Source organism: Corynebacterium silvaticum (assembly GCF_004382825.2).
GTDB lineage: Bacteria > Actinomycetota > Actinomycetes > Mycobacteriales > Mycobacteriaceae > Corynebacterium > Corynebacterium silvaticum.
Genome location: NZ_SDQO02000001.1, coordinates 502,775 through 516,065, shown reverse-complemented (window position 1 = coordinate 516,065; position 13,291 = coordinate 502,775). Strand labels below are relative to the sequence as shown.

Genomic DNA, 13,291 nt, shown 5'->3' with positions numbered 1-13,291 from the left:
GTAGCTATGTCGTATCCCACGTTTCTTCATACCTTTGCAGAACAACTCCCCGGCCTTGCGGTCGCTCACCGTTCTGGTGAGTGGCCTGATCCTCAGCTGGTTGTTTTTAATGATGAGGTGGGAGCAGCGCTGGGTATCACGCGAGAAAATATATGTGATCTATTCCATGCCGATGGGCATGCGCAAGCGTACTCTGGGCACCAGTTTGGTAATTTTGTCCCACTGCTCGGTGACGGTCGGACGTTGCTAGTCGGAGAGCTACGCGCAGATCGCCACCTCTGCGGGGAGGCATCTGGTGCGCCTTTGCTTTACGACATTCACCTTAAGGGTTCGGGCCCAACAGATTTTTCTAGAGGGGGCGATGGCCGGGCCGTCCTCGGGCCTATGCTGCGCGAATATCTCATTTCTGAATCTCTCCACGCGCTCGGTGTGCCTAGTAGTAGATCGTTAGCTGTGTTCACAACCGGTGAAACCGTGATGAGGGGACGTCCCCAGCCGGGAGCCGTCCTCGTTCGAGTCACTCCTCATCATTTGCGGGTGGGAACGCTACAGTTTGCGGCGATCAGCGGTCCCGAGATTCTTCGCGATACCGTGCGCTATGCGAGCCATCGGATCCTAGCTCAACCTAGCGACAATGAGCTGGAAAACGCGCGAGAGCTTTTGCATCAGGCGGTCCTGTCACAGGCTCGCTTAGTCGCGCAGTGGATGCGATTCGGGTTTGTCCATGGTGTGATGAATACAGATAACACCACGTTGAGTGGGTATAGTATCGATTTTGGCCCTTGCGCCTTTATGGATACTTTCGATCCCCAAACGGTATTTTCCAGCATTGATCAGGGCGGACGCTACGCCTATGGTCAGCAGCCTGCCATAGCTGGATGGAATCTTGCTCGGATGGCCGAGACACTCCTTCCGTTCATCGGAATGGAGTCAGCGAGGGAAGAAATCGATAGTTTCGCTTCCCACTACCGCGCTGCGTGGTTGGCGGAAATGGGTCAGGCGGTAGGAGTAGATCCCGATAACGCTGGTGCAGAAAAGCTTCTCGATGCTTTGCCGGAGTTGCTGACTCGCCATACAGCGGATCTCACGACTTTCCTACGAAGTTTGAGCGATGGTACGACACAGCAAAAATTCCCCTGGGCGCGCGACTGGTGTACTACCCGTGACATGTGCGGAGCCGTACCCCCGCACAATCCGGTGTACATTCCCAGAAATCACCTCGTAGAGGAAGCGTTGTTGCATGCTGAACGCGGGGATCTCTCGCATTTCCATCGGCTCTTTGCAGCCACGACCGCACCTTTTGACCGCCTCGACGGTAGTGAAGATCTTGAACAGCCTGCTCCTCAAGACGCTGCCCCTTATATCACCTACTGTGGCACGTAGCGCGCCGAGGGTACCGGGTTCTCCAAGCTAAGTCCGCTGAGCTAGGAGCAGCATTGTTTCCGTATCATTAAGCATTGCCTGGCTGAGTTTGCGCACCGCATCCTCGCGGTCAAAATGCACTCCGATAAGGACGATCTCATTGCTCGGTTCGAGGCCTGCCTGCTGCCAATAGCCCGCGGGGACGATGCGCAGGTCCGGCCCTGCTTGGTGCCACACTTGAACCATATCAATCCGATCCGAGACCCAACAGTGCCCCTTGGAGCGCACGAGTCCGGAAATTGAATGCAGCGCCTGGATCAATCGCTCGCGATCAAAAGGCCTATCGCCACGGAAAACCACAGAGCTAATCCCATATTCTTCTGTCTCAGGAGTGTGCGGATTAGTCAGCTCATCCATGTACCCCTGATACGTCCGAGCTGTGGCTTCGTCATAGGCCATGGCTCCCAACACATCAGAAATTGCTGATCGCGGCTCGCCTTTTTCTGGAATGACGCGGCCGTCGATAAGCTTTTCGACGCTCGCGCGCGGGTTCATTCTGCGCACCAAAGCCACAGTCGCCTCGTAGCGTTCTGTGGGCACCAGATCGGCTTTAGTCACATAGATCCGGTCCGCGAATTCTACCTGGTCTACCAGTAGGTCGGCGATTGTACGATCGTCTTCCGGGGTAGCTCCCAAGTCGCGATCTACCAGGTAGGTCTTTTTGGACATGTAGTCCAGGAACTGGGTGGCGTCGACAAGCGTTGCCATCGTGTCAATCGGAGCAACATCCGCCAAGCGGGTTCCGTCTTCCCATTCCCATTCAAACGTAGCCGCAACGGGCATGGGTTCCGATATACCCGTTGATTCGATCACGATGTGGTCGTACTGCCCCGACCTAGCTAGTGACCCCACTGATTCCACAAGATCATCGCGCAGGGTACAACAAATGCAACCGTTGGTGAGTTCAATAAATCGGTCCTCGCCACGTTCCAGGTGTCCCTCTCCTGCAATGAGGGCTGCGTCGATGTTTATTTCAGAGAAATCGTTAACGATCACCGCAATTTTGCGACCCTCGCGATTTCCTAGCAGGTCATTGAGAAGGGTGGTTTTCCCCGAGCCGAGAAATCCGGATAGCACTGTGACTGGAGTAGATGAGAAAGACATTCACTAATGAATACCTTTTTCATCTAGCTTCCGCAAGCCACTACCCCGCCAGGTCCTCATTCGATGAAATGTGGGGACTCCCGGTTCAAGAGACTCTCTTTTATCGTGATGCCATAGCGGAAACCGCCGAGGGTTCCGTCACTACGCACAATACGATGGCAAGGCACAAACAACGCAGCAGCATTCATAGCACACGCACTAGCAGCAGCTCGCGCAGCCTTTTCATTGCCGCATCGAATCGCATACTCGGTATACGTAAGAGTTTCCCCAGGCCGGACCTCCCGTAAAACATCCCATGCTCGCATGCGGAACGGCCCCGAGTGTTGCTTGACAGGAATTTGCTTCACCGCGTCTACCTCCCCTGAGTAATAAGCAGAGACTGCCACGCTCGCATCACACAACACGGCATGCGCAGCATCAAGCTCCACATGATCAATTCCCTGCCCTACGGGCCCCAGTGCGAACTCCTTGTGCACCAAAGAGGCCAGCGCCGCAATATCTTCAGTCCAGCCACTAGCCAGCACAAAACCATCATGTCCTATGATGCTCAAGGGCCCATCAGGCGTTGTTAGGGTCAACGCCTGTGGCTTTTCACTGGCAGGCATCAACAAACCTTCTCACTGCCCGCGGTACGGACGCTGGGTGAACGTGGAGATAACTAGCATGGACATTACCGTGGACAAACCCCTCACGTGCCGCCACACCGTCCCAGGTATGCCATCCCCATGCAGACTCCCAACCAGAAGCATCTGCTTTGACCAGCGCCGTATGATGGAATTCGTGTCCAGTGACGCGCTCGCCAGCACGGTACATCACCGAATCACTCAGTGCCACGGCATCTCGATATCCCAGCGTAAGGCGACGCCTCATCGCCGCCTGTGCAGAAATAACTCCGAGCATCCGGTGCCCGTCGAGAGTATCTAGCAGCCACAAAAGTCCCGCACACTCAGCATGAACTGACATGCCTTGTTCAATGCGACTTACGATACTGTGCTGCAGGTCTTCCCTCTTTGCCAGTACTTCACAATATTCCTCCGGGAAACCTCCCGGAATGATGAGACCATCGCAATCCGGCAGATCATCAATCAGCGGATCAAAGGCAAGAACCTCCGCCCCTGCGGCTTCCAAAAGCTCTACGTGCTCCGCATACGTAAAGGAAAATGCAGGTCCACCGGCCAACGCGATTCGTGGACTATATGAAGCACTGACGCGATCCCCCACTGCAACCACGGGATCCCACGCAGCTCCCGTAAAAGTGCAGCGCGCAAGGGAAATCAAAGAATCAAGATCAACATATTGTTCTACCATTGCAGCCATCTCGGCAACAACGGAACGAGCCTGAACAAGCTCCGTAGACGTGACCAGACCCAGGTGGCGCGAGGGAACCTCTGCATCATCGACCCGAGGGATCGCCCCCAAAACTGGGATCCCCACAGCTTCTACCGATTCCCGACACACCGCAGCGTGCCGATCAGTACCAACTTTATTCAAAATCACACCGGCTACCCGCACGGCATCATCGGCAGTGGCAAATCCATGGACCACAGCCCCCACAGACTGGCTCATTCCACGAACATCAACGACCAAAATGACGGGAAGACCCAGTTCAGCAGCAATTTCTGCGGTAGACCCCTGAGCGCGAGCATCCGCGGTATTTGAGCCTTCGGTTATGCGGCCGTCGAAAAGCCCCATAACCCCCTCCACCACCGCAATGTCTGCTCCTTGCGCACCATGTGCGTAGAGAGGTCCCAAAGCAGCTCGGCCGCACATGACAGAATCTAGGTTTCGACCCACCCGGCCTGCGGCCATCCCGTGGTAACCCGTATCAATATAATCGGGTCCGACTTTAAACGGGGCAACTACCATGCGCTGAGCCAACGCAGCCATCAAACCCGTCGCAATAGTTGTTTTACCCGACCCGGACGAGGTTGCAGCTATCACAACCCCTGGTACTGCAGTTACCATTCGATGCCTTTTTGACCTTTACGTCCTACATCCATCGGATGCTTTATTTTTGTCATCTCAGTAACAAGATCGGCTACCTCGACAAGCTTCGGATCCGCATCACGCCCGGTTATCACAATATGCTGAGTGCCAGGACGGTTCTTCAGAGTCTCTACAACGTCATCTACATCGATCCATCCCCATTTGATGGGATATGTGAACTCATCAAGAACATAAAAATCATGCTCTTGCGCAGCTATCCGACGTTTGATATCAACCCAACCATCATGGGCATCGCGGGCATGGTCATCATCAGAACCCTGCTTCTTTGTCCACGACCAGCCCTCCCCCATTTTGTGCCATTCTACGACTCCGCCTATGCCAGAATCTTCATGCAGCTTACCCAGTTGCCTAAAGATGGCTTCTTCGCCAACTTTCCACTTAGCAGACTTGACGAACTGAAAAACGCCTACATTCATCCCCTGGTTCCAAGCGCGCATAGCCATCCCGAAGGCAGCCGTCGATTTTCCTTTACCTTGCCCAGTATGAACGGCAGTAACAGGCAGCATGCGGCGCTGACGCGTGGTTAAACCATCATCGGGTATGGACGCGGGATCTACTTTCCCCTGAGGCATAAGAAGATCTCCTTCCTTGCTTGAATCGATATCGGAAGACACATCGATTCTACTTGTCCGGACTGACATCTCACGCACTTTTCCCAAGTATCTCGCTCACACCGCGTCGATGACTCCAGCTACGGAATCTGCATTCACCTCCTTGAGCTGAATACATATGCCTTCCAGGTGAGACGCCAACTCCTGAGCCAACCCCAGGCGCACGCGCCCAGGTTTCTCGCAATCGATCACCACTGAGCCAGCTAAACCATGACGGGCGATGAGGCGAGCTGCGGATCTCGATCCCGCCAAACCAGAAGCTCCAGTGGCACGGCCATCTGACAATACGACGAGAAGAGCGCGGCGACCAGGTTCTTTCACATGCTCACGACGAATCACATCATGGGCAATCAAAAGCCCCTCGCCCAACGGAGTCCGGCCACCCGTCACTACATTGTGCAAACGACGCACTGCAACATCAATTGAGCCAGTAGGAGGCAACACCAGCTCAGGGGCACTGCCGCGCACGGACACCACGGCTACTTTGTCCCGACGCTGATACGCATCCCGAAGCATCGATAGGACTGCACCTGTAACTGAAGCCAAGCGATCCCGAGCGGCCATAGAGCCGGAAGCATCAACGACAAAAATAATCAGGTTTGATTCCGTCCCCCGTCTTAAGGACCCTCTCAAATCCTCTGGCCGGAAGTCGATCATCTTTCCTTCCAATCGCGCCCCGCGATCAGCCGCCGCGAAAACGGTCCCCACAAGATTCAAGCCATGTCCAAAACGCACTGGGCGCACATCTGCGCCATGCGAGGAATATGCTTTCGAGCGCCGTCCTGGAACTCCCTGTTCACCTATGCCTTTGCGCTTAAACACCCGTGGGACGAAAGGGAGCGCCAGTAGTAGCGCGTTCCTCCTGACCATCACTGGTGGGCTGTTCCGACTGCGCCTCCGAAGATTTTTCTTCTATCTCATTCTGGTTTGTCTCGCCCTGGGGCTCTTCCGAGTTACTTTCCGCATTGTCTTCCACATCTGGATGCTGTTCCTGAGCATTGTCCATTTCCTGATCCAGCTGGTCCTGAGCTAAGCCAGGTTCATCGAATGGGTCTCTGCGACGACGATGTGGCAAAGCCAACTCTGCAGCTATGCGAATATCCTCATCTTCCACCGTCGAGGCCCCACGCCAGGCAGCGTGGGCTAGCGCAGTTCGAGCAATAACCAGATCGGCCCTCATCCCATCAACATCAAATGCCGCACAAAGATGCGCAATCCGGCTCAGGTTAACGTCGGAAAGCTGCAGCTGCTGCACTCGTTGCTTCGCCTCGTGTATCAGCTGCGCCGTTGATGCGTCCTCCTGTGCCCATGATTCAACAAAAGATTGTGGACTCGATTCAAATGCAAGCCGACGCCGCATGATCTCTGCGCGCACCTCAACCTCTTTGGAAGCCACGACATCGACGGCCAAACCAAAACGATCAAGAAGCTGCGGACGCAGTTCCCCCTCCTCCGGATTCATGGTCCCCACAAGCACAAAATTGGCAGGAGAAGAATGCGAAATACCGTCTCGTTCGACTGTAACCTGCCCTGTCGCTGCCGCATCTAAGAGAGAATCAACCAGGTGATCTGCAAGCAGGTTTACCTCATCGACATACAGCACTCCGCCGTCTGCTTGGCTAAGCAAACCGGGATTGTAGTGAGCTTTTCCCGTGGTCAAGATCGTTTCCATATCAAGGGAGCCCACAACTCGATCCTCTGTGGCCCCGATGGGAAGGTCCACTAACGGAGCGTCTCCCAACAAACTGGCAAAAGCTCGCACCGTGGTCGTCTTCGCTGTTCCCTTTTCCCCACGGATGATCACACCACCAATACGCGGAGAAATCGCACACAAAATGAGTGCAAGTCTTAATCGATCCTGCCCTACAACTGCCGAAAACGGATACAACGTACGTCCACCAGTGCCCATAGTGCTTCAATTTCTCCTAGAAAATAACAAAACCTAGCAGTGCCTTTTCATTAAAGCACCACTAGGAATCGTTTCAAGATCAAGGCCTACCCAACGCTGAAAACTGACCGCTTAATCGTGATCAAGCTGCAACGTTGTCTGGGTATAATCCCAAATCTCTTCAAATAGTCGCTTATCTGTAGCAAGCTTAATCCCGTAGGAAGGAATCATTTCTTTAATCTTGTCGCCCCACTCGACCATGCGCTGACCAAAGCAGCGCTCAAGCAGCTCCAACATTGCGGCTGGCGCGATAGAGGCGCCTGGCGACGCGCCAAGGATGCCAGCGATAGAGCCATCAGCGGAGTTAATGAGGGAAGTACCAAAAGCCAAAGAAGAGAATCGCGGTCCCACAACAGGCTCGATAGCCTGCACACGCTGACCTGCTGTAATCAGCTCCCAGTCTTCATCACGAGCATTAGGCATGTACTCGCGCAGAGACTCCATCCGAGCAGATTGATCCTTGAGTACCTCAGTAATGAGGTACTTGGTCAGGCCAAATTCTTGAGCACCAACGCCTAGATAAGACATCAAGTTTGTCGGACGGATCGACTTAACAAGGTCGAAGTACGAGCCCTTCTTTAAGAACTTTGGGGTCCAGCCTGCATAAGGGCCAAACAGCAAGCCTTTTTCCCCATCAATGACTCGGGTATCCAAGTGCGGTACCGACATCGGAGGCGCACCGATGGATGCTTTGCCATAAACTTTCGCCGAATGCTGCTCTATGATTTCTTGGTTGGTACAGCGCAGCCACTGACCCGACACAGGGAAACCGCCCCAACCGCGTATTTCCGTGATACCAGACTTTTGGAGCAGAGGGAGTGCCATCCCACCAGCGCCGACGAAGACAAAGTTCGCACGAATGACCTGAATATCACCGGTATGAACGTTTTTGACTTTGATCTTCCACTTACCGCCATCACGAGTAATGTCTTTGACCTCGTGACCATAACGGATATTGGTGCCATTCGCCTCGGCTGCTTTGAGGAACTGGCGAGTTTGAGATCCGTAGTTAATATCTGTGCCAGCATCAGTCCAGGAAATTGCGACCTTCTCAAATTCACTGCGGCCATCAGCCATCAGCGGCAGCATGTCATTGAACACGCTGCGGTCGTCCGTGTACTGCATGTTGGGGAACAACGGGTGGTTAGCTAGAGCGTCGTAACGCTTCTTCAAATAGTTAACCTGCGATTCACCGCGAGCAAAGGAAACGTGAGGTACAGGGTTAATCCACTCGCGAGGATTCGGAAGAACCCCTTGGTTAATTTGATAAGACCAGAACTGGCGAGAAACTTGGAACTTTTCATTTACGCCCAGAGCTTTATTGATTTCAATACGCCCGTTCACTTCCGGCGTGTAGTTCAGCTCACACAGAGCCGAGTGCCCTGTTCCTGCGTTGTTCCACGGCGAGGATGACTCTTGAGCAGGTGCGTCGAGACGCTCAAAGAGGACCTGAGACCAGCTAGGTTCAAGTGTGCGGAGCATAGCACCAAGGGTGGCACTCATGATGCCGCCACCGATCAGGGCAACGTCTACTTCGTCCGTGACGCGTTGCGCGTTGGTGGAATCTGCCATATTCAATCTTCCTTGAGTTTTACGTTTCCGCATTTCCCGGATTGTTCATGAACTAGAAAAACAGCATGACTCATAACCACGGCGCCTTAACACCATGAGAAACTGAGCTCTCGATGCGACGCAGAAGAGCAACATCCGCATCGCGTAACCATCAGAACATTATCCCTGACAGTCAACAAAAGCCGAAGACGGTAACGATAAAATCCACTGTCCAACAGCTTAAGTAGCCAGCTCAAAAAATCAGTCCGGCCGAATTTCTTCAGTTCACTAGAAAACAGCTTACGCCTGATCCACTGGGGGTAAGAAAAAGAGAGCATACATCAATGAAATACACCCGCAAAACAGTATTTCCCCACCCCCGAATACCCCTAGTTTGCACACCCGTCCACGATAAACGGGATTGCTGTCATATCCACAAAACGCAAATGGGCAGGCCCACTCCCAAACAGCTTTCCTTTAGCAAAATCGCGAATACCCCTCATGCAAATCCTGTGCGCTTTTTCTCACTAGAAAAACCCGTCAAACACCCCTTAATAAACCCTACCCAGTCCCTCACATCCGCTCGCAGACCTCAATGTGACCGTGCGCCAATATCTCAATTCCAGAAAACGAAAGAAGTTAAGCTCCTAGTGATGTAACACTCTCCATACTGCACTCCACTGTGTAATATTGCACGCTTTCATCTCCCACCCACTGCATTATCCGATCTAAAGTCATAAGCATGAAGCTTCACTGGGACACCGACATACTCGGACGCGACTATCAATGCGCCACGTTCAGTCTCGGTGACGACCCAACCTCAGAGGGCAACGAGGGCGAGATTTTTGGCAGCCTCGTGCGCCATCTCCCTGACCAAAACACCCTAGACCAGTACAACCAACGCCCCGCTTTGCTCTTTGTACACGGCATGACGGACTACTTTTTTCACCGCCATGTCGCAGAGCACTTTTACGCCCAAGGCTTTGCGGTCTACGCATTGGACCTGAGGAAATGTGGCAGGTCACACCGCGAAGGCCAGACATGGCACTACGCATCCCACCTCAATATTTATTTTCAAGAACTCGATATTGCAGCTCAAGCCCTGTTGCAAACGCATCCCACGATCGTCCCCATCGCACACTCCACAGGTGGATTGATCGCATGCCATTGGCTTAATTATCTGAGGGTCTCCAACCCTCTCGCTCATGCCCGATTTCCCAGCGCGATTTTAAATAGCCCCTGGCTGAGCATGATGGCCCCTGCTCCCATCGTCAGGATCGCTCGCCCTATCATTACCATGACCGCTAAAATCCGCCCGCGCGTCGCACTGAAGACAAAATCATTCTCTGTTTACGGAAAAAGTTTGCATGTTCATGGCGAAGGCGAATGGGATTACAACCTTCAGTGGAAACCTTTTGGAGGCCACAAAAAATTTGTCGGTTGGGTCTCGGCCGTCGACAAGGCGCAACGGCTTATCCACCAAGGCCGTATAGATTGTGGCATTCCATTGCTGTGCTTGAGCTCGGATTCCTCGGCATCGGCACTGCCACTGGCCGCCCACGCCGATGCAGTGATCAACGTAGAGCACATCAACCAGTGGGGACCCCACCTTTCTCAACAGGTCACGGTTCAAGCCATTCCAGGAGCAAAACATGATGTCTTCCTATCGAGCCATGCCGCGCTTACCCATGTATTCCAGGCATGTGACCGATGGTTAAATCCCGAGAATTCTTAGGCCACTAAAGTACCGATACATCAAAACATGCTCCCTTCCACGCACCGCCGCCCCGGATGCAGTATATGGAATATTAAAGGTTTTTCATTAATATTTCTTATGTCTGAGGGAATGTGCTGACGCTATGGTGCGTTGAACTTTAAGACGCACGCATCCGACAAGGCAAAAAGAGTAGCCCTTTTACCTTTTGCGTTTGCCAATTTTACGCTATTTCTCATAGAGATAGCCAGTCCTTAACGCATCACCTCATGCGTCACTTTTTAAGAAAGCGAGTAATCCTTGAGCGAGCAGGCCCACAAACACTACGACTTGATCATTATCGGAACGGGATCCGGGAATTCCATTCCTGGACCTGAGTTTCATGATAAGTCCATTGCGATAGTAGAAAAAGGCGCCTTTGGCGGAACCTGCCTCAATGTTGGCTGCATACCAACCAAAATGTTTGTGTACGCTTCTGAGATCGCTTTAGCGGTACGCGAGTCTGAACGCTACGGCATTTCAGCTGAGGTGTCCGCTGTGGATTGGCCGTCTATTGTCAACCGAGTTTTCCGTGACCGCATCGACCCTATATCCGCCTCGGGTGAAGAGTATCGACGCGGCCCCAAGACTCCCAACATCGATGTCTACGACCAGCATGCGTCTTTCATAGCACCGAAAACCATACGCACCGGTCAGGGCTCCGAGGAAGCAATCATTTCTGGTGACCGTATTGTCATCGCTACCGGTTCTCGCCCGTTTATCGATCAAAAAGTCATTGATTCAGGCGTGCGCTATTACACCAACGAGAACATCATGCGTTTGGAGTCCTTGCCTGCGTCCATGGTGGTTATGGGCGGCGGCTACATCGCCATGGAGTTTGCCCATGTCTTTGATGCTCTCGGAGTAAAAGTTACTGTGGTAAACCGATCCGAGAAACTCCTGCGTCAGCTTGATTCCGATATTTCTGATCGATTCACTGAGATCACCAAGGAAAAACTGGATTGCAGGCTGGGACGCACCATCGACTCCATCACGGAAAACGATGGCGTGGTTACTCTCACTCTGGATGATGGATCCACCGCAGAAGGCGAAGTCTTCCTGGTAGCCACCGGCCGAATCCCCAATGGCGACCTCATGGATCTGGACAAAGCTGGCGTAGAAATGGACGGTCGCCGAATCAAGGTTGATCAGTACGGACGCACAACGGCTCCCGATGTTTGGGCTTTGGGCGATGTGTCTTCCCCATACTTGCTTAAGCACGTGGCCAATGCTGAAATGCGGGCAGTAAAACACAATCTTGTGCACCCAGAAGATCTCCAGCCCATGCCCCATGAGAATGTTCCTGCTGCGGTCTTTACCCATCCACAAATCGGCACGGTTGGTTTGACGGAAGATGAAGCTCGCGCCGCCGGATACAACATCACGGTCAAGATCCAGAACTATGGCGATGTTGCCTATGGTTGGGCGATGGAAGACACCGAGCACTTTGCAAAGCTCATCGCGGACAAAGATACCGGGATGTTGCTGGGTGCGCACTTTATCGGCCCACAGGCTTCTACGCTAGCGCAGCAGCTCATTACTGTTATGGCCTTTAAGCTTGACGTCCGTGACGTAGCCACCAAGCAATACTGGATCCATCCAGCGCTTCCGGAATTAACGGAAAATGCTCTCCTAGGTCTTGATTTCTCTTAGGCCTTTAGCAGAGGCTTAACCTAAAAGTCGCAGGTGTTACCACTTTGGTCATGTGCGACTTTTATTGCTTTCTCCCATATTTTGCGCTCCACCTCGGCGTGCGCTCGCCCACATTTCAGCCCAGAAGCGTAATCTATGAGACACACTCCACAGAAAGCTTGTCGACGTCTTCATCTTCCGATGCAGTCTTTCATCATTCTGTGGCTCGATGGAAGCATGGTCTTAGCGCCATCTTTCATGAGGAAATGTCATGCCGAAAGACCAATGGATCACGAGGGTATATGAGCTTATACGACCGTAAGACCGCTATTCTGCACAATCAGACTCCATCGCACTGGTCTACTGCTCAGGTTCGTAGGCTTCGGTGTGCCGTCGTAAGCATGTCCACTGCCATTTGTATTGCTCTAGCTACGCTCGCTTCTGCGACGATGCGCGACAGTCGCGTCACAGCAATCGTGTTGGCTATGAGTATGGCAGCGGGGGCAGCTGCTGCGCTTGTCGCCCTCGTCAATAGTCCAGGCGCTCCTCGCACAATAAGAAATTCGTTTTCCAGAAAATCACAGTGCTTTCTCTCCTCTTTTCTCATCGCTGTGCCTAGCTTTGTCATTTTGGCGACGGGCATGTTGATCGTATTTTCCCGCGTTTTTCCTAGCGCCTTGTATGCGCACCTCAACATCATTTTGGTCACTATCGCAATGCCTTCCGCTGGCCTAGCAATTTTTATCGGCAGCCTGTTGTTCTTTCCGCCCCGATTACGCTGGGTTTCAACAGTTGTGGTGCTTTTACCACTGATCAACGCATGGCTTTCTATTTCTGGGAAATTTTCTACTGCCTCCGGGTACCCAGCGGTCTTGTCTTTGACACTGGTGCTGCTTACCCTGGCAGCCCTTATTGCGTCGATAGCGTGGCTCTTGCGTACGTCTTTACGTAATAATGTTTCCGTTCTCTTGTTGGTCACTGCAGCAGCCGTTTTAGGCGTAGTGCAACTTTTTTTCTGCGTGCACATCATCACGGGAATAGCACTCAACGCGAATGTTCTCACGCTAAGTTATGCCGGTTGCTGCGTTCTTAGCATCATGTCGGCCATGTTGTTACCTGGCCATCATGTTCGAGCAGAAAGCAAAGCTGCCGCATATCGTCCAGGGTTGGAGACCTCAGTATCACGCGGAGTTACTCCATCCGAGATCGAGGACTCCCGCCAAGAAATCCAGGCCGCATAACAATGTCACGGTAGCTTTTGAT

Annotated in this window: 11 protein-coding genes; 4 read left to right on the top strand and 7 right to left on the bottom strand. The window is 52.9% G+C overall.

Annotated features, from left to right (window positions below):
• The first annotated feature begins 6 nt into the window (after positions 1-6).
• Entirely contained in the window at positions 7-1,383 is a 1,377-nt protein-coding gene (locus ET810_RS02415; RefSeq protein WP_134315990.1) for a protein adenylyltransferase SelO family protein, read from the top strand.
• 27 nt (positions 1,384-1,410) lie between these two features.
• Here the strand turns inward: ET810_RS02415 and ET810_RS02410 are convergent, their stop codons facing one another.
• From ET810_RS02410 to mqo, 7 genes are all read right to left on the bottom strand, one after another.
• The gene (locus tag ET810_RS02410; protein WP_134315946.1) at positions 1,411-2,526 is read right to left on the bottom strand and encodes a GTP-binding protein; all 1,116 of its coding nucleotides are present in this window, start codon (positions 2,524-2,526) and stop codon (positions 1,411-1,413) included.
• Positions 2,527-2,582: 56 nt separating this feature from the next.
• On the bottom strand, positions 2,583-3,131 hold the full coding sequence (locus ET810_RS02405) for a methylated-DNA--[protein]-cysteine S-methyltransferase (RefSeq protein ID WP_087454165.1): 549 nt from the start codon (positions 3,129-3,131) through the stop codon (positions 2,583-2,585).
• Positions 3,118-4,491 (bottom strand): cobyrinic acid a,c-diamide synthase CobB, encoded by a 1,374-nt coding sequence (locus tag ET810_RS02400; protein WP_087454166.1) that lies wholly within the window; start codon positions 4,489-4,491, stop codon positions 3,118-3,120. Before ET810_RS02400 ends, ET810_RS02405 begins: the two co-directional genes overlap by 14 nt.
• The gene (gene cobO, locus ET810_RS02395) at positions 4,485-5,105 is read right to left on the bottom strand and encodes a cob(I)yrinic acid a,c-diamide adenosyltransferase (RefSeq protein WP_087454167.1); all 621 of its coding nucleotides are present in this window, start codon (positions 5,103-5,105) and stop codon (positions 4,485-4,487) included. Before cobO ends, ET810_RS02400 begins: the two co-directional genes overlap by 7 nt.
• A gap of 96 nt (positions 5,106-5,201) precedes the next feature.
• Positions 5,202-6,014 (bottom strand): vWA domain-containing protein, encoded by an 813-nt coding sequence (locus tag ET810_RS02390; protein WP_216605259.1) that lies wholly within the window; start codon positions 6,012-6,014, stop codon positions 5,202-5,204.
• Positions 5,959-7,053, bottom strand: coding sequence for a magnesium chelatase ATPase subunit I (locus tag ET810_RS02385; RefSeq protein ID WP_087454169.1), 1,095 nt, complete (start codon positions 7,051-7,053; stop codon positions 5,959-5,961). The genes ET810_RS02390 and ET810_RS02385 overlap by 56 nt, the downstream gene beginning before the upstream one ends.
• A 111-nt stretch (positions 7,054-7,164) precedes the next feature.
• The gene (gene mqo, locus ET810_RS02380) at positions 7,165-8,664 is read right to left on the bottom strand and encodes a malate dehydrogenase (quinone) (RefSeq protein WP_087454170.1); all 1,500 of its coding nucleotides are present in this window, start codon (positions 8,662-8,664) and stop codon (positions 7,165-7,167) included.
• Between the two features lie 721 nt (positions 8,665-9,385).
• On the opposite strand from mqo, the gene ET810_RS02375 reads away from it, so the two are divergent.
• From ET810_RS02375 to ET810_RS02365, 3 genes are all read left to right on the top strand, one after another.
• Positions 9,386-10,378, top strand: a complete 993-nt coding sequence (locus tag ET810_RS02375; RefSeq protein WP_087454171.1) for an alpha/beta hydrolase — start codon at positions 9,386-9,388, stop codon at positions 10,376-10,378.
• A 279-nt stretch (positions 10,379-10,657) separates the two neighbouring features.
• Positions 10,658-12,049 (top strand): mycothione reductase, encoded by a 1,392-nt coding sequence (mtr, locus tag ET810_RS02370; protein ID WP_087454172.1) that lies wholly within the window; start codon positions 10,658-10,660, stop codon positions 12,047-12,049.
• Positions 12,050-12,330: 281 nt separating this feature from the next.
• Complete coding sequence (locus ET810_RS02365) at positions 12,331-13,269, top strand: hypothetical protein (RefSeq protein ID WP_134315947.1); 939 nt, start codon at positions 12,331-12,333, stop codon at positions 13,267-13,269.
• Positions 13,270-13,291: the final 22 nt, after the last annotated feature.

Coding starts and splice junctions, on each gene's coding strand:
- ET810_RS02415 (WP_134315990.1), top strand. CDS start 7: ATGTCGTATCCCACGTTTCTTCATACCTTTGCAGAACAACTCCCCGGC.
- ET810_RS02410 (WP_134315946.1), bottom strand. CDS start 2,526: ATGTCTTTCTCATCTACTCCAGTCACAGTGCTATCCGGATTTCTCGGC.
- ET810_RS02405 (WP_087454165.1), bottom strand. CDS start 3,131: ATGCCTGCCAGTGAAAAGCCACAGGCGTTGACCCTAACAACGCCTGAT.
- ET810_RS02375 (WP_087454171.1), top strand. CDS start 9,386: ATGAAGCTTCACTGGGACACCGACATACTCGGACGCGACTATCAATGC.
- ET810_RS02400 (WP_087454166.1), bottom strand. CDS start 4,491: ATGGTAACTGCAGTACCAGGGGTTGTGATAGCTGCAACCTCGTCCGGG.
- mqo (WP_087454170.1), bottom strand. CDS start 8,664: ATGGCAGATTCCACCAACGCGCAACGCGTCACGGACGAAGTAGACGTT.
- ET810_RS02385 (WP_087454169.1), bottom strand. CDS start 7,053: ATGGGCACTGGTGGACGTACGTTGTATCCGTTTTCGGCAGTTGTAGGG.
- cobO (WP_087454167.1), bottom strand. CDS start 5,105: ATGCCTCAGGGGAAAGTAGATCCCGCGTCCATACCCGATGATGGTTTA.
- ET810_RS02365 (WP_134315947.1), top strand. CDS start 12,331: ATGAGCTTATACGACCGTAAGACCGCTATTCTGCACAATCAGACTCCA.
- ET810_RS02390 (WP_216605259.1), bottom strand. CDS start 6,014: ATGGTCAGGAGGAACGCGCTACTACTGGCGCTCCCTTTCGTCCCACGG.